Origin of the sequence: Pseudaquabacterium pictum (genome assembly GCF_005403045.1) — a bacterium.
GTDB lineage: Bacteria > Pseudomonadota > Gammaproteobacteria > Burkholderiales > Burkholderiaceae_C > Pseudaquabacterium > Pseudaquabacterium pictum.
In genome coordinates this window covers 43,669-65,637 of record NZ_BJCL01000007.1, presented here as the reverse complement: position 1 = coordinate 65,637, position 21,969 = coordinate 43,669, and the positions used below count along the sequence as shown (strand labels likewise).

General features: G+C 71.9%; 20 protein-coding genes. 4 read left to right on the top strand and 16 right to left on the bottom strand.

The genetic code is table 11. The features are described from left to right. Positions 1-46 precede the first annotated feature (46 nt). A complete protein-coding gene (locus FFT10_RS14455) occupies positions 47-1,132 on the top strand; it encodes an extracellular catalytic domain type 1 short-chain-length polyhydroxyalkanoate depolymerase (RefSeq protein ID WP_137733555.1) in 1,086 nt (361 codons plus the stop codon). A gap of 1 nt (position 1,133) precedes the next feature. Here FFT10_RS14455 and FFT10_RS14450 read toward each other — a convergent pair whose 3' ends face one another. From FFT10_RS14450 to FFT10_RS14415, 8 genes are all read right to left on the bottom strand, one after another. Then, the gene (locus FFT10_RS14450) at positions 1,134-1,916 is read right to left on the bottom strand and encodes an ABC transporter ATP-binding protein (RefSeq protein ID WP_137733554.1); all 783 of its coding nucleotides are present in this window, start codon (positions 1,914-1,916) and stop codon (positions 1,134-1,136) included. Beyond that, positions 1,916-3,031, bottom strand: coding sequence for a succinylglutamate desuccinylase/aspartoacylase family protein (locus FFT10_RS14445; RefSeq protein ID WP_137733553.1), 1,116 nt, complete (start codon positions 3,029-3,031; stop codon positions 1,916-1,918). The genes FFT10_RS14450 and FFT10_RS14445 overlap by 1 nt, the downstream gene beginning before the upstream one ends. After that, positions 3,021-3,734 carry an ABC transporter permease gene (locus FFT10_RS14440; protein ID WP_137733552.1) on the bottom strand — a complete coding sequence of 238 codons (714 nt, stop codon included), beginning with the start codon at positions 3,732-3,734 and terminating at the stop codon, positions 3,021-3,023. Before FFT10_RS14440 ends, FFT10_RS14445 begins: the two co-directional genes overlap by 11 nt. A 10-nt stretch (positions 3,735-3,744) precedes the next feature. Further along, positions 3,745-4,431, bottom strand: coding sequence for an ABC transporter permease (locus tag FFT10_RS14435; protein WP_137733551.1), 687 nt, complete (start codon positions 4,429-4,431; stop codon positions 3,745-3,747). 22 nt (positions 4,432-4,453) lie between these two features. Further along, positions 4,454-5,254 carry a transporter substrate-binding domain-containing protein gene (locus FFT10_RS14430; protein WP_137733550.1) on the bottom strand — a complete coding sequence of 267 codons (801 nt, stop codon included), beginning with the start codon at positions 5,252-5,254 and terminating at the stop codon, positions 4,454-4,456. A gap of 141 nt (positions 5,255-5,395) precedes the next feature. Next, a complete protein-coding gene (locus FFT10_RS14425) occupies positions 5,396-6,115 on the bottom strand; it encodes an arginine N-succinyltransferase (RefSeq protein ID WP_137733549.1) in 720 nt (239 codons plus the stop codon). Then, positions 6,112-7,176: an arginine N-succinyltransferase gene (astA, locus tag FFT10_RS14420; RefSeq protein WP_137733548.1), complete on the bottom strand. Its 1,065-nt coding sequence runs from the start codon at positions 7,174-7,176 to the stop codon at positions 6,112-6,114. The genes FFT10_RS14425 and astA overlap by 4 nt, the downstream gene beginning before the upstream one ends. After that, entirely contained in the window at positions 7,173-8,198 is a 1,026-nt protein-coding gene (locus tag FFT10_RS14415) for a GlxA family transcriptional regulator (protein ID WP_228027120.1), read from the bottom strand. Before FFT10_RS14415 ends, astA begins: the two co-directional genes overlap by 4 nt. Positions 8,199-8,426: 228 nt before the next feature. Between FFT10_RS14415 and FFT10_RS14410 the strand changes: the two genes are divergently transcribed. Together FFT10_RS14410 and FFT10_RS14405 are read left to right on the top strand one after the other, a co-directional pair. Next, on the top strand, positions 8,427-11,138 hold the full coding sequence (locus FFT10_RS14410) for a TonB-dependent receptor (protein ID WP_228027119.1): 2,712 nt from the start codon (positions 8,427-8,429) through the stop codon (positions 11,136-11,138). 46 nt (positions 11,139-11,184) lie between these two features. After that, on the top strand, positions 11,185-12,117 hold the full coding sequence (locus FFT10_RS14405) for a DMT family transporter (RefSeq protein WP_137733546.1): 933 nt from the start codon (positions 11,185-11,187) through the stop codon (positions 12,115-12,117). Positions 12,118-12,492: 375 nt separating this feature from the next. On the opposite strand, the gene FFT10_RS14400 is transcribed toward FFT10_RS14405, so the two are convergent. Then, complete coding sequence (locus tag FFT10_RS14400) at positions 12,493-13,509, bottom strand: LysR family transcriptional regulator (RefSeq protein ID WP_162520800.1); 1,017 nt, start codon at positions 13,507-13,509, stop codon at positions 12,493-12,495. A 166-nt stretch (positions 13,510-13,675) separates the two neighbouring features. Here FFT10_RS14400 and FFT10_RS14395 point away from each other — a divergent pair, with 166 nt between their 5' ends. Then, on the top strand, positions 13,676-14,650 hold the full coding sequence (locus FFT10_RS14395) for a Bug family tripartite tricarboxylate transporter substrate binding protein (RefSeq protein WP_137733544.1): 975 nt from the start codon (positions 13,676-13,678) through the stop codon (positions 14,648-14,650). 837 nt (positions 14,651-15,487) lie between these two features. On the opposite strand, the gene FFT10_RS14390 is transcribed toward FFT10_RS14395, so the two are convergent. From FFT10_RS14390 to FFT10_RS14360, 7 genes are all read right to left on the bottom strand, one after another. Continuing rightward, positions 15,488-16,870, bottom strand: coding sequence for an amidase (locus FFT10_RS14390; protein ID WP_137733543.1), 1,383 nt, complete (start codon positions 16,868-16,870; stop codon positions 15,488-15,490). Then, positions 16,867-17,625 carry an aspartate/glutamate racemase family protein gene (locus FFT10_RS14385; protein WP_137733542.1) on the bottom strand — a complete coding sequence of 253 codons (759 nt, stop codon included), beginning with the start codon at positions 17,623-17,625 and terminating at the stop codon, positions 16,867-16,869. Before FFT10_RS14385 ends, FFT10_RS14390 begins: the two co-directional genes overlap by 4 nt. Further along, positions 17,622-18,569: a polysaccharide deacetylase family protein gene (locus tag FFT10_RS14380; RefSeq protein ID WP_137733541.1), complete on the bottom strand. Its 948-nt coding sequence runs from the start codon at positions 18,567-18,569 to the stop codon at positions 17,622-17,624. Before FFT10_RS14380 ends, FFT10_RS14385 begins: the two co-directional genes overlap by 4 nt. Further along, positions 18,566-19,945 carry an amidohydrolase family protein gene (locus tag FFT10_RS14375; protein WP_137733540.1) on the bottom strand — a complete coding sequence of 460 codons (1,380 nt, stop codon included), beginning with the start codon at positions 19,943-19,945 and terminating at the stop codon, positions 18,566-18,568. The genes FFT10_RS14380 and FFT10_RS14375 overlap by 4 nt, the downstream gene beginning before the upstream one ends. 41 nt (positions 19,946-19,986) lie before the next feature. Beyond that, positions 19,987-20,418 carry a DUF3830 family protein gene (locus tag FFT10_RS14370; protein ID WP_137733539.1) on the bottom strand — a complete coding sequence of 144 codons (432 nt, stop codon included), beginning with the start codon at positions 20,416-20,418 and terminating at the stop codon, positions 19,987-19,989. 133 nt (positions 20,419-20,551) lie between these two features. After that, positions 20,552-21,322 carry an amino acid ABC transporter ATP-binding protein gene (locus FFT10_RS14365; RefSeq protein WP_137733538.1) on the bottom strand — a complete coding sequence of 257 codons (771 nt, stop codon included), beginning with the start codon at positions 21,320-21,322 and terminating at the stop codon, positions 20,552-20,554. Then, complete coding sequence (locus FFT10_RS14360; RefSeq protein ID WP_137733537.1) at positions 21,316-21,969, bottom strand: amino acid ABC transporter permease; 654 nt, start codon at positions 21,967-21,969, stop codon at positions 21,316-21,318. Before FFT10_RS14360 ends, FFT10_RS14365 begins: the two co-directional genes overlap by 7 nt.

The window sequence follows — 21,969 nt, the reverse complement described above, 5'->3', positions numbered from 1 at the left end:
ATCGGTGCGGCCAGCGCCGATCGGCGCCACCCCCCAGAATCGGTCGATGAAGAGACCCCGACGCCCGGCCTGGGCGCGCAGCCTGAACCGCAGTTTCGCCACCCTGGGCCGCCAGGCCCTGAAGGCCGGCCAGGCCGCGCTGCTGCAGGCCATGGCCACGCCCGCCAAGCCCGCGCGCCGTCCGGCCGCCAAGCGCGGGGTGGCCAAGCGCGCCGCGGCCAAGCGTGTGCCCACCCGGCCGCGGGCCGCCACGGCTGTCGGCAGCTGGCGCCCCGGCCTGGCCCTGGGGCCGGGCGGTGCGCGGCGCTGGCGGCTCTACAGCCCGCCCGGCCTGCGCACCGGCGAGCGGCTGCCGCTGCTGGTGCTGCTGCACGGCTGCACCCAGGATGCCGATTCCTTTGCCGCCAGCACCCGCATGAACCGCCTGGCCGCGCAGCAGCGCTTCCTGGTGCTCTACCCCGAGCAGGACCGGCTGGCCAATGCCCAGGGCTGCTGGAACTGGTTCGACACCGACCGCGGCCGCGCCCAGGCCGAGGCCGATCTGGTGCTGCAGGCCATCGACCAGGTCTGCGGCCTGCTGGGCGGCGACCGCCAGCGGGTGGTGCTGGCCGGGCTGTCGGCCGGCGCCAGCCTGGCGGCGCTGCTGGCGGTGCGCCACCCGGATCGGTTCAGCGGCGTGGTGATGCACTCGGGCATCCCGCCTGGCACGGCCCACTCCACCCTCACCGCGCTGCGTGCGATGCAGGGCCGCCGCAGCCCCGCGGCGATGGCCGCGATGCCGGCCACCGGCTGGCCGGCGCTGCTGGTGCTGCACGGCAGCGCCGACGGTGTGGTGGCACCGGCCAACGGCGCCGCTGCGGCCCAGGCCTGGGCCACCGCCGCTGGCGCGCTGCCGGGCGCCACCCGCCGGGTGCAGCGCGGCCAGCGCCACGCCATGCTGGTCACCGACTACAAGCGCCGTGGCCGCACGGTGGCCACGCTGGCCCTGGTGCAGGGCCTGGCCCATGCCTGGAGCGGCGGCGCCGCCAGCCAGCCGTTCAGCGACCCGGCCGGGCCCGATGCGTCACGCCTGGTCTGGGCCTTCGCGCAGAAGCAGTTCGCGTTGAATCCGAGCGTACTTCGGGCCGCCTGAGCTACTTCAGGCTGTTCGACAGGAAGGCGCGCAGCCGCTCGCTGCGCGGCTGGGTCAGCACCTGCGCCGGCGGGCCTTCTTCTTCCAGCCGGCCCTGGTGCAGGAAGACCACGTGGTTGCTCACCTCGCGCGCAAAGCCCATCTCGTGGGTGACGACGATCATCGTGCGGCCCTCTTCGGCCACGCTGCGCATCACCCGCAGCACCTCGCCCACCAGCTCGGGGTCGAGCGCCGAGGTGGGCTCGTCGAACAGCATCACCTTGGGCTCCATCGCCAGCGCGCGGGCGATGGCCACGCGCTGCTGCTCGCCGCCCGACAGGTGGGCCGGGTAGGCGTCCTTGCGGTGGGCCACGCCCACGCGCTGCAGGTAGTGCTCGGCGCGGTCGCGGGCCTCGGCCTTGGCCAGGCCCAGCACCTGCACCGGCGCCTCCATCACGTTCTGCAGCGCCGTCATGTGGGCCCACAGGTTGAAGTGCTGGAACACCATGGACACCTGCGTGCGCAGCCGCTGCAGTTGGGCCGCATCGCGCGCCTTCAGCGCGCCATCGCGGCCAGGCACCAGGTCCAGGGCCTCGCCGTCGACGGTGATGCTGCCGGCGTTGGGCGCCTCCAGCAGGTTCAGGCAGCGCAGGAAGGTGCTCTTGCCCGAGCCGCTGCTGCCGATCATCGAGATCACGTCGCCCTGGCGGGCGCAGACGCTGACGCCCTTGAGCACCTCGTTGGCGCCAAAGCGCTTGGTCAGGCCCTCGGCCAGCAGCAGCGGGGGGGTCTTGGTGGGATCCATCAGGGGCTCAGCAGGGTTCCGGTGCGTTGCAGCGTGGTGCCGGCGATCTTCGCCAGCCGCTTGCCGGGCCAGGCCCAGCGTGTGCCGCAGCGAGCATAGAGCACGCCGGCCGACCGGGCCCGCACCGGCGTGTGGGCGCCGCTGTCCACGTCGACGATGTCGGCCACCAGTTCACCGGCGGCCACCTCCTGGCCGGGCTCGACATGGAACACCAGCACGCCGGCACAGGGCGCGGTGACCGGCTCCGAGCTTGCCAGCGGCGTGGGCGCGCAACGCGGCGCCGGCAACGGCGCCGGCGTGCCGGCCACCAGGCCGCGGCGGCGCAGGAATTCGATGATCGCCCAGGCATCACGCTGGGCCAGGCCGTGGCCGGTGTCGCGCTCGCCACGCAGTTCCACCGTGGCGCTGAAGCAGGCCAGCGGGATGGGCCGGTCGGCAAAGCGATCGGCCAGCACCAGCCAGGGGCGGCTGCAGGCCTCGTCGAACGGGCCGTCGCCCGACTCGGTGGCCAGCAGAACCGCCCGCGCGCCCAGCAGCGCGCCCAGCTCGCTGCCCGGCGCGGCATGCGGCGTCAGCGTGTACAGGTGCATGGCGGCCTCGCTGTCGCAGTGCAGGTCCAGCACCACCTCGCTGCCGATGGCCAGCTGCAGCAGCCGGTGCTTCAGGTCCTGCACCGCGTTGTGGGTGTGCAGCGCGTCGGCCGCCTGCTGCAGGGCCTGGCGCACCAGGCGCTGGTTGGTGGCGGCATCGGTGCCCAGCGCCGGGCCCACCTGCCGGGCCACCGCCTCGGCCAGGTCGACATGGTGGCGGTTGAAGTTGCCGCCGTCGCGCAGGTCGAAGCGGCCCTGGTGCTGGCCCAGCAGCAGCTGGCCCAGGCCCAGCGGGTTGGCGTAGGGCACGAGCTGGATCTGGCCGAGCAGCTGGCCGGCGTCTTCCAGCACCGCAAGCTGATGGCGCAGCTGCTGGGCCACCAGCATGGCCGGCACCTCGTCGGCATGCAGCGCAGCCTGGATGGTGGCGCTGCGCGCGGCGCCGGCCGGGCCGAAGCGCAGCACCTGCAGCCGGTGCTGCACGCCGGGCGCGGCGGGGATCAGGTGGATGGTGTCAATGTGCATGGGCAGGGGTGGGGCGCTGCGGCCGCAGGTGGCGCAGGAAGCGCCACTCCAGCAGCTTGAAGCCACCCACCAGGGTGAAGGTCAGCGTGAAGTACAGGACGGCAGCGGTGCCGAAGGCCTCCGACGCCAGCAGGCTGTTGGCATAGACATCCCGCGCCACGCGGGTGATGTCGACCAGCGTGACGGTGCTGGCGATGGCGGTGGCATGCATCAGGCCCACCACCTCGTTGCCGTACTGCGGCAGCGCGCGGCGCCAGGCGCTGGGCAGCAGGATGCGGATGTACAGCCGCCAGCCCTGCAGGCCGTAGGCGCGCGCGGCCTCCACCTCGCCATGCGGCGTGGCGCGCAGCGCGCCGGCAAAGATCTCGGTGGTGTAGGCGGTGGTGTTCAGCGCAAAGGCCAGCCAGGCGCAGAACCAGGCCTCGCGCAGCAGCGGCCACAGGATGGACTCGCGCAGCGCCGGAAACTGCGCCAGGCCGTGGTAGACCACGAACAGCTGCACCAGCAGTGGCGTGCCGCGGAACACATAGGTGTAGGCCCACACCGCGCTGGCCAGCACCCGGTGGCGCGACACCCGCGCCACCGCCAGCGGCGCCGACAGCAGCAGCCCGGTGGCCAGGCTGATGGCCAGCAGCCCCAGGCACACCTGCAGGCCGCCGGCAAAGGCGGGCAGGCTGTCGGCGATGACGGTCCAGTCGATCATCGCGGTCCCGTCAGAACGTCACCGCCCGCACGCCCAGGCTGAAGCGCTTCTCCAGCCGCGACAGCGCCAGGATCGACACCGTGGTGATGACCAGGTACAGGCCGGCGATCAGCATGTAGAAGGTGAAGGGCTCACGGGTGGCGGCGGCAGCCAGGTTGGCGCGGTGCACCATGTCGTCCAGCCCGATGATCGACACCAGCGCGGTGGCCTTGACCATCACCAGCCAGTTGTTGGCGAAGCCCGGGATGGCGTGCCGCACCATCTGCGGCAGCACGATGCGCCGCAGCACCTGGCCGCGCCGCATGCCGCAAGCCAGCGCCGCCTCGGCCTGCCCGCGCGGGATGGCCAGGATGGCGCCACGGAAGGTCTCGGTCAGGTAGGCGCCGAAGATGAAGCCGATGGTGCCCACGCCCGCGGCCAGCGGCGGGATCTCGATCAGCGCCCAGTCGTGGCGCTCGGCCAGGCTGTTGAGCAGGGTCTGCCCGCCGTAGAAGATGGCCAGCATCAGCACCAGCTCGGGCAGGCCGCGGATCAGCGTGGTGTAGACCTCGGCCGCCCAGCGCAGCGCGCGCACGCCCGACAGCTTGGCCACCGCGCCCAGCAGGCCGAAGACGCAGGCCAGCGCCAGCGAGGCCGCGGCCACGCCCAGCGTGGCCCCCAGTCCGCCGAGGATGGCGGGTCCGTATCCGTGCAGCATGGTCAGTGCGAAGACTCTGGCGTCACTGCCCGCCAGACACGTCGAAGTCGAAGTACTGGTCGGCCAGCTTCTTGTAGGTGCCGTCGGCCTTGATCGCCTTCAGCGCCACGTTGACCTTGTCGCGCAGCGCGGTGTCGGTCTTGCGGAAGGCGATGCCCACGCCGCCGCCGTCCAGCCGCACCGTGGTGCCCACCTGCGCAAAGCCCTTGCCTTCGGGCCGCTTCAGGAAGGCCTCGTTCGACACCACGCTGGAGCCGAAGCCGATGTCGCCGCGGCCGGCGGCCAGTTCCAGGTAGACATCGGTCTCCTTGTTGACCAGCAGCACCTCGCTGTCCTTGTACTGCTCGGCCACATGCTTGGCGCGCGGGCTGTTGCGCAGCACGATGATCTTCTTGCCCTTGAACGACGCCGGGCTGTGGTCCTTGAAGGCACCGGCGCGGGCCACCCAGCGCGAGGGCACGTCGTAGTACGGGTCGCTGAACTCGGCGGCCTTGCGGCGCTCGTCGGTGATGGTCATCGACGCGACGATCATGTCGAACTTCTTCGCGCCCAGCGCCGGCATCATGCCGTCCCACTCCTGTTGCACCAGGGTGCACTCGGCGCGGATGCGGGCACACACCGCCAGCGCGATGTCGATGTCGAAGCCCGACAACTTGCCGTCGGTGCCCAGCTTGGAGAACGGCGGGTAGTTGCCCTCGACGCCCACGCGCACCTTGGCCCAGTCAGGTGCCTGGGCCAAGGCGGCGTTGGGCAGCAGGGTGGCGGCAGCGGTGGCGAGCAGGGCGCTCAGCAGCGCAGTGAAGCGGCGGCGGGTGGGGTGCATCGTGGTCTCCGGCAGGCCGCTGGGGTGCGGCGAGCCGGGGTTGTAGCAGTGCCCCTGCGCCGGCGGCGCGCCCGGCGCGCCGCATGTCCGGGATCGGCAAGCCGATGTCGCTTGGCCGATGCTGGCGCGGCTGTCGACCCCTCAGCTGGCTTCCAGCACCGGGCCGCCGTCGTCGATGCGGATCTGGTGCTGCCAGCGCAGGCCGCAGGCCTGCAGCACATCGTGCACCGCCTGTGCCGACGGGTGCACCGCGCCGATGGCGGCCTGGGCCGCATCGGGCAGGAAGGCGGCGTAGAGCAGCTGGCGCGGCAGCAGCGCGGCCACGTCGGTCAGCCAGCCGGGGCCGTGGCGGGCCAGCGCCTCGGCCGGGTCCAGCGCGCAGAACGGCCGGCCCAGGCCGTCCCAGAACGGCGAGCGGCCTTGCGCATCCCGCAGGCCGGGCAGTTCGGCGATGAGGCGGTGGCCGTTGCCCGTGGCCGGGTTGCTGGCCAGTGCATGCCGCGCGGCCCACACCAGGGCCTGCAGCGCGTCGTCGGCGCCCGGTGCCATCGCCAGGTCAGTCAGCTCATGGGCGCCGGTGAGGTCATTGCCCAGCAGCAGCGTGGCCTGGCGCAGGAACAGCCGCAGCTCGGCCGAGGCATGCACCGTGCAGCCCACCCGGTACCAGTGGCGCGGCGTCTGCAGGCCCAGCGGCGGGTCCAGCCGCAGCGTGGCCAGCAGGCGGCCATCGGGCGCTGCAGCCACCAGGCGGCGGGCGCCGTCGGCCAGTGCCAGATCGGTGGTCGTGGCCAGCAGGGCGGCCAGCGCAGGGGTGTCGGCCGCGCTGGCGTCGCGCACGGTGAAGTGGTCGTCCAGGCTCATGCGTCGCTCCGGGGGGCCAGGGTCAGCGGGGCGGCACGCAGCGCCTGGCCGGGGCTGGCCTGCAGCCAATGCTGCTGGTCGGCCGTCAGCGCCAGCTGCTGGCGCACCGGCGCAGTGGGCGCCAGCACGGCGCGGAAGTCGGCGCGCCGGCCATTGGCCACCAGGCCCCAGGGGCTGGCGCCGGCGGCGGGCGGTGGCGCGGCCTGCGCCGCCAGCGTGGCGCGGCGCGCCGCGGCCACGGTGCGCAGCATGGCCACCCGCGCCTCCACCGTCGGCCCGCCGTCGAAGATGTCGACATAGGTGTCGGCATCGAAACCCTCGTCCTGCAGGATGGAGAACGGCAGCTCGGCCACCGGGTGCAGCTGGCCGATGGCCCACTGCGCGGCCTCGGGCAGCAGCGGCACGTAGATCGGGCTCTGCGGCAGCAGCTCGGCGATGAAGGCCTTGCTGCGGCCGCCGGCCAGCTGCTCGGCCGCCGGGTAGTCCATGCCGAAGAAGCGGCGGCCCACCGCATCCCAGAACGGGCAGCGGCCATGCTCGTCGGCCAGGCCCGGGCTCTCGGCGGCGATGCGGTCGGAGAAGCGGTCGGCGAACTCGGCGATGAACAGCAGCCGCGCCCGCGACAGCAGCTGCGGCGCCAGCGTCTGCTCGTAGGCGGGGTCGATGTAGAACGAGGTGAGCAGGGTGCAGCCGGTCAGGTCGTGGCACAGGTGCAGGGTGTGGATGCGGTTGCTGATGCCCAGCGCCGCGCTGGCATGCACCACCACCTCGTTGCGGTAGGTGTAGAAGCGGTCGGCAAAGCCCGCCCGCGCGGCGATGCCGCTGGTGCCCACCACCGCGCCGCTGGCCATGTCTTGCAGCACGAAAAGGTAGATCTCCTCGCCGCTGCTGTCGTCCTGCGACGCAAAGGCCTGGGCCGAGCGGGCCAGCCGGTCGGCCAGCCGGGCGCGGTCGGCCGGCAGGGTGGTGATGCCGATGGCGCTGGCGGCGGCAAAGCGCTCCAGCGCGTCCAGGTCGTCGGGCCGGGCGCTGCGCAGCAGCAGGTGGTGCGGGTCGGTCATGGCGGGCTCTCGGTCCGGCCGCTGTCGGCCGATGGGGGCTGGTCGGGTTCGTCGCGCCAGGCCAGGGCGCGCTGGCTGCGGGCCTCGCGCGGGGTGTGGCCGAAGCGGCTGCGGTAGGCGCTGCTGAAGTGCGAGCCCGAGGCAAAGCCGCAGGCCAGGCCGATCTGCAGGATGGACTGGCCGGTCTGCTGCAGCAGGCGCCTGGCGCGCATCAGCCGCAGCTCGGCGTAGTAGCGCGAGGGCAGGGCATCGAGGTGCTGCTTGAACAGCCGCTCCAGCTGCCGGCGCGACACGCCGGCCAGGCGGGCGATCTCCTCGGTGGGCAGCGGCTCGCCGAGGTTGGCCTCCATCAGCGCCACGGCTTCGGCCAGCTTGGCGCCGCCGGTGCCGATGCGCGCCTGCACCGGCGAGGGCTGGCGCTCGTCGGCGCCGCGCAGCCGGTCCAGGCCGAAGTGGCCCACCAGGGCCTGGGCCAGGCGCTCGCCGTGCAGGCGGCCCAGCCAGGCGATCAGCAGATCGAGGCTGGCGGTGCCGGCGCCGCAGCTCAGGCGCTGGCGGTCGATCTCGTAGACGCGGGACGACCACAGCACCGCCGGGTGGCTGTCGCCCAGCTGCGGTACCTGGGCCCAGGCCAGGGTGGCGCGGTGGCCGTCCAGCAGGCCGGCCTGGGCCAGCACCGCGGCGCCGCTGCCGATGCCGCCCAGCAGCATGCCGTAGCGGGCGCGCTCCTGCAGCCAGGGGTGCAGCTGGCGGGCATGGCCATCGCGCGCGGCATCGGGCAGCGGCAGGTCGGCCAGGATGAACAGGCTCTGCAGCTCGGGCGCATCGGCCAGGCCATGGTCCACCTGCACCTTGGTGCCGGTGCTGCAGCGCACCGGCCGGCCGTCCAGGCTGAGGCACAGGCTGCTGTGCTGGGCATGGCCCAGCGTGGCATTGGCGGCATCCAGTGCGTCCAGCGCGCCGCCCAGCGCCAGCAGCGAGCAGCGCGGCAGCAGCAGGAAGCCATGGACGAAGCGTTGCATGCGGGCAGGTGGGGTGGGCGCGGCGGCTGCAGGCATGTTGCCAGCGTGTTGCCGCTGGATGTCTGGCGCGATGTCGGTTTTGCGACGGCCACTTTCGGCCAGGCGACTGCCGGCCGCGCCACCCGAGACGGCTGCCGGAGCCCTGCCTAGAGTGCGCCGCCAAGCCCGGCCAGCCGGCCATGGGCGCCCTGACTCCCGCCCACCCACCGATCCCGAGGACCTGCAGCGATGACCCCACGCACCCATTCCGTGCCCCGGATGCACCGGCGCCTGTTCCGCCCCACCGCCATCGCCAGCCTGGCCGCGCTGCTGGCCGGCACGGCCCTGGCGCAGGACAGCAACCAGCGGGTGGAGATCACCGGGTCCAGCATCAAGCGCATCCAGGGCGAGACGGCGCTGCCGGTGCAGACCATCACCCGCGGCGACATCGACAAGTCGGGCGTGACCACCGCCGCCGAGCTGCTGCGCAACATCAGCGCCGGCACCGCGCCGCTGAGTGACGGCGCCAGCATCAGCGACAACACCGGCGGCCAGCGCGGCTTCAACGGTGCCAACCTGCGCGGCCTGGGCGTCAGCAGCACCCTGGTGCTACTGAATGGCCGGCGGCTGGCCAACTTTGCCTCGCCCGGCGATGCGGCGGGCGTGGACCTGAACAGCATCCCGGCCGGCGCCATCCAGCGGGTGGAGGTGCTGAAGGACGGCGCCTCGGCCATCTACGGCACCGACGCCATCGGCGGCGTCATCAACTTCATCACCCGCCAGGACTACCAGGGCGTGGACGTGGGCGCCCATGTGATGCGCACCCAGGACGGCGGCGCCGGCAAGACCACCGGCACCATCAGCGCCGGTTTCGGCAACCTGGCCAAGGACGGTTTCAACATCTTCGGCACGCTGGACGTGCAGAAGCTGGATGCGCTGCGGTCGTCCGAGCGCGACTTCATCCAGGAGCGCCCGCTGGCCGACACCGTGCCGTTCTACCTGTCCAGCCGGCCCTACCCGGGCAACATCCGGCTGCAGAGCAATGCCGGCCGGCGCAATGCCCAGCTGGCGGCCATCAACGCGGCCGGCTACAGCTTCAACGGCGCGCCATTCAACCAGCGCACCATCAACTTCTCGGCCCCCGGCTGCGCGCCGCCGGCCTCGGTCTACACCACCATCGTCGGCACCCAGGCCTGCGGCTACGACTACATGGCCGACACCGAGATCTACCCGCAATCGGACAAGGTCTCGTTCCTGGGCCGCGGCGTGCTGCAGCTCAACGCCGACACCCAGGCCTTTGCCGAGGTGCTGAAGGCCAGGGCCAAGACCACCTACGTGCTGTCACCCAACCCGACCACGCTGACTGGCGTGAAGTGGAGCCAGATCAACAGCCTGCTGCCGCGGCCGGTGAACGAGCCCAACGACCACAGCTTCGACATCCGCTTCCGCGCCACCGAGGCCGGCAACCGCAGCAACGAGGTGACCAGCGATGCGATGCGGGTGGTGCTGGGCATCAACGGCACCGTGGCCAAGGACTGGGACTATGCGGTGGCCGTCAACGTGGCCGAGAACAGCACCAAGGACCGCTACGTCAACGGCTACTTCCAGTTCAAGGAGTTCGACGCTGGCGTGCGCAGCGGCCTGATCAACCCGTTCGGGCCCTCGTCGGCCGCGGGCAAGGCGCTGATCGATTCGCTGCGCATCGACGATGTGGCGCGCCAGTCCACCGGCCGCACCACGGCGCTGGACGGCAAGATCACCGGCACGCTGACCGAGCTGCCCGGCGGCCCGCTCGGCGTGGCCGTGGGCGCCGAACTGCGCCGCGAGACGCAAAGCTACACGCCGTCGGCCCTGCTGGCCAGCAACAACATCGCCGGCGACCGCCGCGCGTCGCTGGGCAACAACCCCGATCCGACGGTGGTGGCCACCAGCCATTCACGCAACATCACGTCGGTCTATGGCGAGCTGAACGCGCCGCTGAGCCAGCAGCTGGAGCTGCAGGCCGCGCTGCGCTACGACCGCTACGACCAGATCGGCAGCACGGTGAACCCCAAGCTGGGCGTGCGCTGGCAGCCCACCGCGGCGGTGCTGGTGCGCGGCTCGGCCGGCACCGGCTTCCGCGCGCCGTCGTTCAGCGAGCTGTACCGGCCCACGGTCAACGGCACCAGCCCGGCCTTCCTGTACGACACGGTGATCGACGACTTCGACCAGTGGCCCACCATCAAGCAGGCCAACCCCGACCTGAAGCCGGAGAAGTCGCGCCAGTTCTCGCTGGGCATCGTGGTGGAGCCGGTGCGTGACATGAACGTGAGCCTGGACTACTGGAACATCCGCAAGACCGACGTCATCAGCGACCTCTACGAGAAGACCATACTGGCCAACCCGACGCGCTACGCCGCCTACATCAGCCGCGATGCCGACGACGTGCCCACCGTGCTGCTGAAGAAGGAGAACCAGGGCAAGCTGCAGACCTCGGGCCTGGACATCGAGCTGAACCTGCGCGGCATCGCCACGCCGATCGGCCGCATGGGCGCCAGCCTGAGCGGCACCTACGTGATCGCCTACAAGCGCCAGTTCGGCAAGCTGGAGCCGCTGGTCAGCAACGTGGGCAAGTTCCTGAACGACCAGGTGATCCAGCGCTGGCGCCACCGCATCGGCATCGACTGGGAGAACGGCCCGTTCTCGGCCACGCTGGGCAACACCTACTACAGCGGCTACACAGACGACAGCTACCTGCCCGACACGGCGCCGCGCCGGGTGGAGGCCTATTCGCTGTGGGACCTGTCGGGCGCCTGGTCGGTGAACAAGGCGCTGAAGCTGCGCGCCGGCGTGCAGAACCTGCTGGACACCGCGCCGCCGTTCTCCAACCAGAGCTACTACTTCCTGTCGACCTACGACCCGACCTACACCGATCCGCGCGGCCGCAGCTTCTACGCCAGCCTGAACTACAGCTTCCGCTGATGGCGGGGTGACAGCGCGGCTGCGGGCCGGCTGTTAGCCTGCAGGCATGAACCCGCCCCCTGCCGCCACACCGGCCCCATCGATCGCGGCCGGCCTGGCCTGGGGCCTGCTGGCCGCGGCCATCTGGGCCAGCTACTCGGTGCTGGCGCGCCTGGCCGTCAAGGCCGGGCTGAGCCCGGGCGACCTGACGCTGCTGCGTTTTGCACCGGGCGCGCTGATCATGCTGCCCTTCCTGTTCCGCTGGGGCTGGCGGGATCTGGCCGGCATCGGCTGGCGCCGCGGCCTGGTGCTGACGGTGTTGGCCGGCCCAGGCTTCAGCCTGTTGTTCATGACCGGCTTCACCCTGGCGCCGCTGGCCCATGGCGCGGTGGTGGCGCCGGCCTTCCAGATGCTGACCGGCCTGACCCTGGCCGCCCTGATCGCCCACCAGCGCTGGACCCGCGAGACCGCCATCGGCGCGGTGGGCGTGCTGATCGGCCTGGCCTGCATGGGCGGTGACAGCCTGCTGCACGGCGAGGGCCGGATGACGCTGCTGGGCGATGCGCTGTTTGCGGCGGCCGGCACCTGCTGGGGCCTGTTCGGCGCGCTGTCGCGGCGCTGGCAGGTGGACCCGCTGCGGGTGACCGGCGTGGTGGTGGTGCTGTCGTTCGGGATGTTTGCGCCGGGCTTTGCGCTGCTGGCCGACTGGCAGCGGCTGGCGGCAGCAGGTCCAGGCATGCTGGCGCTTCAGGTGCTGGCCCAGGGCCTGGGCGCCGGGCTGATCGCGGTGCTGGCCTTCAGCCGGGCGGCGGCGCTGCTGGGATCGGGCCGGGCCGCGTTCTTTGGCGCCATGGTGCCCGGCGCGGCGGCGCTGCTGGCCATCCCGGTGCTGGGCGAGGTGCCGACACTGCTGCAGGTGCTGGGGATCGTGGCGGTGGTGGCGGGGCTGCTGGTGGCGTTTGGGGCTGTGCAACTGCTGCTGGGGCGGCGGGCGGCTTGAGGTGGCTGGGGGTGTGTGGGGATTGCATGGGCCCGTTCAGGGGCCGTTGTGCAGCGGGTGCAGTCGGTGGCCGGCAACCCTCGAGCGCACGGTCTCGGCCGCCTTGCTCACGTTCGGGCGCACCTTCGCGGCTGCCGGCAACGACAGCTGCAGGCGGTGTGGCTGCCATGGCCGGCGCCTGGATCCGCTGCGAGGGGTCGATTTGCCCGAGAAGGACTGGACATCGCCGGGGCTCGACCGAACGACTGCAGCTTCAGCGTTCGACAGGTCACTGCCGACCCTTGCCAGCCCGTCGCCGCGCTCCGAAGCTGCCTCATGACCAGCCCGGACAAGCTGTCGCGGGCTTGTCCGAGGCAGCGGCACCGCCGGCACACATCAGCGCGGGTCCACCGCCGCGCCACGCCTGGGCGACGGCTGGACGCGCTTTCGCCACCAGTCCGGTCGCACCGAAGCGGGGACTGGGGGCAGGCCTGCGGGCAGGCGATGTGCGGTCAGGCGGTCGGTGGTCTCGACCAGGAAGTCCACCCAGGCCCGCACGCGCGGCTGGCGGGCCAGTGAGCGCCGCAACAGCAGACTGAGAGGGGGGGCGTTGAGGCCGTGCCAGTCCAGCAGCACGGGCTGCAGCGTGCCGTTCGCAAGCCCTGGATGCAGGGTCAGGTCGTTGATGCGCGCCGCCAGCTGGCCGCTGTAGAGCGGCGCGTCCAGCGCCGGCCGGCTGTCGCTCACCAGCCAGCCGTCGACGCCGACTTCCACGCGCTCGCCACCGCGCTCGAAACTCCAGCGCCGGATCACTTCGCCGAACGGCGTCTTGAACAGCGCACAGGGGTAGCCAGCCAGCGCTGAGGGGTGCGCCGGCGTTCCGTGCCTTGCCCAGTAGGCGGGTGTGGCCACGACCAGCCAGCGCGTCTCGGCCAGCGTTCGCAGGATCGCGTCCTGCTCCGGGGGCCAGCCGAACTGCAGCATCGCGTCAGCGCCGAGCCGCGCCAGATCGCGGCTCGATCCCGCATCGGTCAGTTCGACATGCACCTCGGGATAGCGTGCGTGGAAGCGCGGCAGCGCGTCGGCCAGCACGAACTGCAGCACGACACTGTGTGCCGCGACCACGATCTTGCCGCGCGGCGCGTGGCTCTGGTCGCGCAGGCTGGCGTCGAGTTCGCGCAGTTCGTCCAGCAGCGACCGCGCGCGCTCGATGTAGGCCAGCGCATGGGCGGCGGGCTTGAGCGGCTGCGCCGAGCGATCGATCAAGGGCGTACCGAGCTCGGCCTCGAGGGCCTGGACCAGACGGTGCACCGAAGGCGCAGAGACGCCGAGGTGGCGCGCGGCGGCGTTGAAGCCGCCCTGGTCGACCACGGCCACCAGGTACTCGAGGCCGCGCAGCTTGTGAATGGCCATCGATGCGCCTCCTTGGCGGATGGTGAAGCCAGGACGCAGGTTGCCTGCTGCCCGTATGAGCATTCAGCTCATGCGACGTTGTCTGCCGTGAGTATTGCCGCAGACGTGAACCTTGCCCAGCATCACACCCATCCGCACAACACCGAACCACAGCCAGGAGTTCCCGATGAGTACCCACCTGTCCCGCCGCCGTTTGCTGCGATTCGCTGCGCTGGCCCCGCTCGCTGGCGTCGCTGCGCGTGGGCACGCCAAAACGGCAGCCCCGCTGCGCGGCCTGCAACTCGTGGTGCCTGTGCCACCGGGCGCGCAGCCCGACGTGATTGCGCGCTGGCTGATCGATCCGCTGGCGCGGCGTGCCGGCGTGCCCGGCCTGGTGGTCAACCGTCCCGGCGCGGCCGGGGCGCTGGCCGCCGATGCCGTGCTGGCTGCGGCACCCGACAGCGGCACGCTGCTGCTCGGCGGGTTGGATCACGTCGCCTATTCGCATCTCAACAGCAACCGCCGGGCGCTCGATCCGCTGGTGGACTTCGTGCCTGTGGGTGCAATCAACCGCGACACCTGGGTCGTCGTCACGGCCAGCGACCACGGCCCGCGCACGCTGGCGGCATTGGCCGAACGTTCGCGCCGCGAGCCGCTGAACTACGCCAGCCTCGGCGAGGGCACCACTGCGCACCTGGTTTCGGCGCGTCTGTGCCGTGCGGCGGGTGTCGAGGCGCAGCACGTGCCCTATCGCGATCCGTGGATGCCCGACCTGCTGGCCGGGCGCATCCACTTCGTCGTCGCGCCGACACCGGCGGTGCTGCCTCTGCTCAAGGCCGGCCGGCTGCGGGCCCTGGCGACACTGACCGACGAGCGGCTGCCGCTGCCCGGTGAGCCGCCGAACGTGCGCGAACTGGGCCTGGCCGACCAGGTGTTCCACGGGGGCCTGTTTCTCTACGCACCTGCGGCTCTGGCGTCGCAAGCGGCGCAGCTGAACGCCTGGCTTGTCGAGACGCTCAGCGAGCCGGAGATCGTGCAGCGCTACCGCGATGTCGCGATCGAGCCGACGCCCATCGGCCTCGATGCCACCGCGGCGATGGTGCGCCGCCGGTTGCAGGAGGTCGACGCCATGCGGCTGGCTGTGTTCGGGCGCACGCGCTGAACAGCGCAGCATCGACGCGGAACCCCGCCTTGCCTGGCACCATGCCATGAACAGCTTCGCATCCACACTACCGCCGGACACTTTCGGCTGGTTGGCGTCCGCGCTGACCCTGCTGACCTTCCTGTGCACGGACACGCGCCGATTGCGCTACACGGCGCTGGGCGCGAACGCCACCTTCATCGTGTACGGCGCGAGCGAGCAGCTCTGGCCAGTTCTGGCCCTGCACCTGCTGCTGGTGCCTGTGAACCTGTGGCGTCTGGCACGGCAAGCGGCGGTTGAGCGCCAGGTCGAATCGTCGCCCGTCAGGCGATGTGGCGGCGCTGGACCGACGGCATGTGGCGCGTGCAAGCGTGAGCCTTCAAACCCTTGCGCTCGGTCCGCTCCTCACAAGCCTGCGAACGCCTTGTGCAACAGGCCAACGCAGACGTGGTGGAGGGGCACCACAGCCCAACAACCGCGGAAGGCGGCTGGCTCGTCGCGCAGGTCCGGACAGGCCAGCTCGACCCCGTCTCGAACCCGTCGTTGCCCGCCAAAACTTGTGTCCGAGGGAGTGGTGTGACCCAAACTCGTCACACCGAGCCGGAGATCCGCCGATGGGTGCTCAATTCGAAGCAGCCGACGGTGCCATCGGACCGTTCGTGACAGTTTGCGGCCGGTCACAGCGGTCGTTCAGCCGCCGCAGTCACCGCGGCGTCATGCGCCTGATCGGTCCCGAAGCCGGAGCGGTCATCGGAGGCGTTGATCCGCACAAGACTGCTTCCGGCCAGAGCCGCCGCGCAAGCGCCGAGCCTGAGCGGCTTCACTTGGTCTGAGCGCGACATCCCAATCGCGGCGCCCTCATCCGCCCGCGCACTCCAGCATCGCTGCAAACCGCATGGCCCTGGCGTCCTCGTACCGCGGGGCGACCACCTGCATGCCGACGGGCAGGTTGCGCACCATGCCCGCTGGCACGGAGATGGCGGGCACCCCCGCATAGTTGAACAGGGGCGTGAAGGCCGCGTGGCCGCGCGGCCCGGCCGGCAGCCCCCCGATCACAGCTGGGCCCAGCTGGTCGACGGGCCAGGCCGTGACCGGGGCAGTCGGCGTCAGCAGCAGGTCGAACCGGTCGAAATAGGTGGCCAGCGCGCTGGTGATGCGCTCGCGCAGGCGCAGCGCCGTGGCCACGTCGGCCGCGGTCACCTGGGCGCCCAGGGTGATCTGGGCGGCCAGGTCCGGGTCGATCGGCGGGTGGCCGGCGTCCAGGTGCCGGCCATACAGCGCATGCAGCCCGGCATGCTGCAGCTTGATCAGCGGGTACTCGCGGGTGCCGTCTGGCCAGGCCGGGTCGGCATCGGTGATGGTCCAGCCCTGGGCGCGCAGGGCATCCACCCGGGCCTGCAGCGCGGCCGCCACATCGGCATCCACCGCGAAGCCGCAGCCCAGCTGCGGGCTCCAGCCGATGCGCAGGGCGCGCGGTGGCGGCTGCAGCTCACCAACGCCCAGGTCCACCGCCAGCGGCGGCGCTGACGGGTCGGCGGCATCGAACGCGATCAGCCGGTCGAACAACCACGCCACGTCGCCCACATCGCGCCCCAGCAGGCCGATCACCGACAGGCCGTAGTTGGGTTCGGCAAAGCCCCAGGGGTGCGGGATCAGCCCGGGGCTGGGCTTCAGGCCGACCAGGCCGGTGTGCGCCGCCGGCCTGCGGGTGGAGCCGCCCGCATCGGTCCCGATGGCCAGCAGGCCCAGGCCGGCGGCCACCGCCGCCGCCGCGCCGCCAGACGAGCCGCCTGGCGTCAGGGTCCGATCCATCGGGTGCCGGGTGGCGCCGTAGACCAAATTGACGGTGTTGCCCTTGCAGGCGAACTCGGAGCAATTGCTGATGCCCAGCACCACCGCGCCCAGGGACTTCAGGCGGGCCACCACCCAGGCGTCGCGGGGGGCCACGAAGCCGTCGTGCACCCGCGAGCCCTGCTGCTGCGCATAGCCGGCCACCCACACGTTGTCCTTCACCGTCACCGGCACGCCAGCCAGCGGCAGGCTGGCGCCGCTGGCCAGGCGCTGGTCGACGTCTGCCGCCTCGGCGCGCACCCGGTCGGGGTGGAACTGCACCAGCGCGTTCAGGGCCGGGTTGTGGGCCTGTACCCGGGCGATGAAGTGCTCGGCCACGGCCAATGCGGTGGTGGTACGCGCCTGCACCTGGGCGGCCAGCGCCCTGGCGGTGGTGGTGTGCCAGCTCATGCGTGCGGCGGGCGGTGGGGGCGGGCCATCAGGGCCGCCAGCGCCGGGCTGATGCCGTGCGCCTGCCGCCCGCCGGTGGCGCTGACGCTGCCCACGCGCGGCTTCATCCACCCCTGGTGCGCCAGGGTCTCGGCCAGGCCCACGGCGCAGCGCACGCCGTCCAGCAGCGGCACGGCCAGCGCCGGCTGCAGCAGCGGCGCCATCGCGGCCATCGCGGCGCCGGCCAGCAGCACCGCCTCGGCACCGCCGTCCACCAGGCGCTGGGCCTCGGCCAGCACGGCCGCCTGCACGCGATCGGGCTCGCTGAAGGTCTGCTCGGGCGTCATGTCCACGGCGCCGATGGCGGCCAGCCGGCTGCCCAGCCCGGCAGCCTCCACCAGTTCCCGGTACACCGGCACCAGGCGCTGGCCATAGGTCAGCAGGCCAAAGCGCGGCGCCAGCATGGCGGCGGTCCACAGCCCCGCTTCGGTCATGCCCACCACGGGGATGTCCAGCAGCTCACGGCAGGCCCACAGCGCGGTGTCCAGCGACACGGCCAGCACCACGGCATCACAGCCCGGCGCATGCCGTGCCACCAGGTCCAGCACGCCATGGGCGGCCAGTGCGTTCTCTGCGCGTGATCCGATGACCTGCGGGCCAAAGCTGCCGGTCACCGCCAGCAGCTCGGTACCGGGCCGGGCCGCGGCCTGGGCGGCCTGCAGCACCCGGTCGGTCACGGCCTGGGTCAGGTTGGGGTTGACCAGCAGGATCTTCACCGGCCTGCCCCGGCTGGCGTGGCCGCTGCGCCCGGCGGCGGCACCGCCTGCATGAAGTGGCGGGCGATCTGCTCGCGCGTGGCCACCCAGGCGCCACGCTGCTGCTGCACGTAGGCCACCAGCTGGCGCAACCCGCCGATGCGCCCGGGCCGGCCGATGATGCGGGTGTGCAGGCCGATCGACAGCATGCGTGGCGATGCCTGCGCTTCCAGCATCAGGGCATCGACGGCGGCGATGGCGTAGTCGGCGAAGTCGCTGCCGCGCACATAGGCAAAGCTGTCGAAGAAGCGCATGTCGTTGGTGTCGAAGGCATAGGGCAGCACCAGCTGCTGGCGCGGGCCGGCGCTGGTGGCCACCGGCAGCCAGTACGGCAGGTCGTCGTTGTAGGCGTCGCTGTCGTAGAGGAAGCCGCCATGCTCGACCAGCAGGCGCCGGGTGTTGACCGAGGCCGAGCTCTTGGTGTGCCAGCCCAGCGGCGGCTTGCCGTGCAGCCGGGCGATGGTCTGCACGCAGCGGGCGATCAGCGTCCGCTCTCGGGCCTCGTCCATGCCGGCGTGGGATTCCCAGCGCCAGCCGTGGCAGCACACCTCGAAGCCGCGGTCGGCGGCATCCTGGGCGATCCAGGGCGTGGTCTCCAGCGCGCGGGCGCAGGCGTTCAGGGTGAGCGGCAGGCCGGCATCCACCAGCACCTGGGCGATGCGGGCATAGCCCACCCGCGCCCCGTACTCGAACATGCTCTCCATGCACAGGTCGGGCGCGCCCACCACCTCGTGGTTGACTTCGTGGCGCGACTCATTGCGCTCGTCGCCGGCGGTCAGCGACAGCTCGGCGCCTTCTTCCACGTTCAGCACGAAGCTGACCGCCAGGCCGGCATCGCCGGGCCAGCGGAAGGCGGGGTAGCGGCCGCGGTAGCCGTCGAAGTCACGGGTGCGGGCGGTCGTCATGCCGGCGCTCCGGTGGATGCCCTGGCCCGCTGCCACAGCGCCCGGCTGGCGGCCGAGGCGTCGGCCAGCAGCTGGTCCAGGTCGGCATGCACCGGCCGGCCGCTGGCCACCACCTGCTGTCCGTCGACGAACACATGCTCCACATCGCGGCCCTGGGCCACGTGCACCAGGTTGCCCAGCGGGTTCTCGCAGGGCACCAGGTGCGGGCGGCGGAAGTCGAACACCACGATGTCGGCCTGCTTGCCCACTTCCAGCGAGCCGATGCGGTCGTCCAGGCCCATGGCCCGCGCACCGTCGATGGTGGCCATGCGCAGCACGTCGCCCGGCTGCCAGAAGTCGTCGACCGCGCCTTCCTGCAGCCGGCCGATGCACAGGGCCCAGCGCATCACCTCCACCAGGTCGGCATGCATGTTGTCGCTGCCGAGCGCGATGTTGGCGCCGGCGCGGCGGAAGGCCGACGTGCGTGCCAGGGTGCCGCCGGTGGCATTGCCCTTGGGCACATGGGCCAGGTACATGCCGGCGCGGCCGCAGCGGGCGATGTCGGCATCGTCCATGTGGATGCCGTGGGCGGCGATCAGGCGGTTGTTCAGCAGGCCCACGTCGTCGAGCAGCTGCGCCGGTGTGCAGCCGCTGCGGCGCTGGATCTGCGCCACCTCGCTGCGGCTCTGCGCCAGGTGGGTGTTGACACGCAGGCCCTGGGCGCGGGATGCGGCGGCGATCTCGCGCAGGAAGGCATCGCTGCAGGTGTCGGGCGCATGGGCCGACAGCTGCACGCCGGTGCGGCCGCCGAAGGCGCCGTTCCAGCGCTCGGCCAGGGCCAGGGCCTCGCCCAGGGTGCGCTGGCCGATGGCGGTGTGGTGCTCCCAGCGGCCGTCGCCGATCAGCGAGAAGTCGGCATCGTGGATGCGGCCGCAGCTGAACACCCGCCCGCCCAGGTCGGCCATGGCCGGCAGGGTCAGGTCGGCATGCACATAGGTGTCGTTGATCAGGGTGGAGCCGAACAGCAGCGCTTCCACCGTGCCCAGCCGGGCCAGGGCCACGGCCTCGTCGGGCGTCACATCATGGCCATGCGGGATGCCGGGTGTGTAGGCCGGCGCAAAGCCCAGGTCTTCGGCCACGCCGCGCACCATGCTGAGGATGGCATGGGTGTGCACGTTGACGAAGCCGGGGCAGGCCACGCGGCCGGGCAGGGCCAGCGTACGGGTGGCGCTGGTACCCGGTGGCAGGTCGGCCTGCGGGCCCAGCCATTGGATGCGGCCTTGCCGCACCAGCAGCGCGGCATCGGGGATGACCGCCATCCCGGCATCGACGGTGATCAGCGTCAGCCCGGTCAGCAGCAGGTCGGCCGGGTCGCTGGGGGGCAGGGGCAGGGTCATGGCGTGCTTTCTGGCGGGCGGGCTGGGGTGCGGGGGGTGGTTCAGGGCGTGGGCGCCGGGTCGTCGATGGCCTCGAACAGCACGTCCTGCGCGCCATGCCACAGCACCAGCCGGCCCAGCTGGGGCAACTGCGCGCGGCCTTCGGTGATGCGCAGGAAGTGGTTGCCGGCCAGCGGGCCCATCTTGCTGGCGAAGCTGCAGCCGCCGTAGGCGATCAGCAGCTCGGTCTCGCTGTAGCCGCCGGGGTAGAACAGCACATCGCCCACCGAGGGGTGGCTGGTGTGGTTCTCGAAACCCACGCCGAGCTGGAAGTCGCCCAGCGGCACCCACACCGCCTCGCCGCTCCAGCGCACATGGATCAGCTTCTGGCGGTAGGGCAGCAACTGACGGAAGGCGGCCAGCGTGGCCGGCGCCTCGGCCACCGGCTCGGCGGTGAACACCAGGCCGGCGGCGGTGATGCGGATGCGTGTCATGGGGGCAGATTCCTGATTGGCAACTCAGCGCCGATACCCGCCGGGCCAAGCGAACGCCGCGGAACCGGCTTCGCCGGGCCGCTGGCGTTGCCCCCTTGAGGGGGCGCGCGAAGCGCGTAGGGGGTGGGTCATGTCAGCCGTGCAGGTGGCTCAGGAAGCGCCGCGTGCGCTCGTTCAGCGGCGCGTCGAAGAGTTGCGCCGGCGGGCCTTCTTCCACCACCGCGCCGTCGTCGATGAACACCACCCGGTCGGCGGCGCTGCGGGCAAAGCGCATCTCGTGGGTGACGGCCACCATGGTCATGCCGCCGGCGGCCAGTTCCGCCATCACGTCGACCACCTCGGTCACCAGCTCGGGGTCGAGCGCCGACGTGGGCTCGTCGAACAGGATCAGCTCGGGCTGCATCGCCAGCGCCCGGGCGATGGCCACCCGCTGCTGCTGCCCGCCCGACAGCTGGCTGGGCCGCTTGTCCACATGGCTGGCCAGGTGCACCCGGTCGAGCTGCTGGCGGGCGCGCTCGCGCGCGTCTGCGGCCGACAGGCCCAGCACCCGCTGCGGCCCGATGGCCACGTTGTCCAGTGCCGACAGGTGGGCAAACAGGTTGAAGCGCTGGAACACGAAGCCGAAGCGGGCGCGCTGCGCGGCCAGCCGGGCCTCGGGCAAGGGCTTGCCGGCGGCGGTGCGGCCGATCGGCTCGCCGCGCAGCAGCACCTGGCCGGTGTCGGGTGTCTCCAGCCAGTTCAGGCAGCGCAGCAGCGTGGTCTTGCCCGAACCCGACGGGCCGATGATCACCACCGTCTCGCCTTCGGCCACCTGCAGCGCCGCACCGCGCAGCACGGTGCGGCCGCCGTAGTGCTTGCCCAGGCCATCGACCTGCAGCACGGGGGTGTTGGCGGCGCTCACCATACAGGCAGCTTTCGTTCCAGCCAGCGCGACAACCAGGCCAGCGTCGAGATGGTGAGGTAGTAGTACAGCGCGATCAGCAGGAAGATCTCGAAGGGCGCGAAGTGCACCGCGATGATGGCCTGGCCCGCGCGCGTGAGTTCGTAGACCGAGATCACCGACAGCAGGGCCGAGCCCTTGACCAGGGTGATCAACTCGTTGGTGGTGGGCGGCACCACGGTGCGCAGCGATTGCGGCAGCAGGATGTGCCACAGGATCTGCCCGTGTGTCATGCCGATCGAGCGCGCCGCCTCCGACTGCCCGCGCTCCACCGCGCCCACGCCCGAGCGCACGATCTCGGCGATGAAGCCCGCCGCGTTCAGCCCCAGCGCGATCACGCCGGCCCAGAACTCGGGCAGGTTGATGCCGATGACCGGCAGCGCGAAGTACACCAGGAAGATCTGGATCAAGAGCGGCGTGCCGCGGATGAAATCGACATAGGCCCGCACCGCCCAGCGCAGCGGCGCCAGGCGCGACAGCGAGCCCAGGCCCAGCAGGCCGCCCAGCGCCACGCCCAGCAGCATGGCCAGCGAGCAGATCTTCACCGTGGTCAGCAGCCCGGTGGCCAGCAGCGGCACGGCCTTGCCGACCAGGGCCCAGTCGAAGTTCAT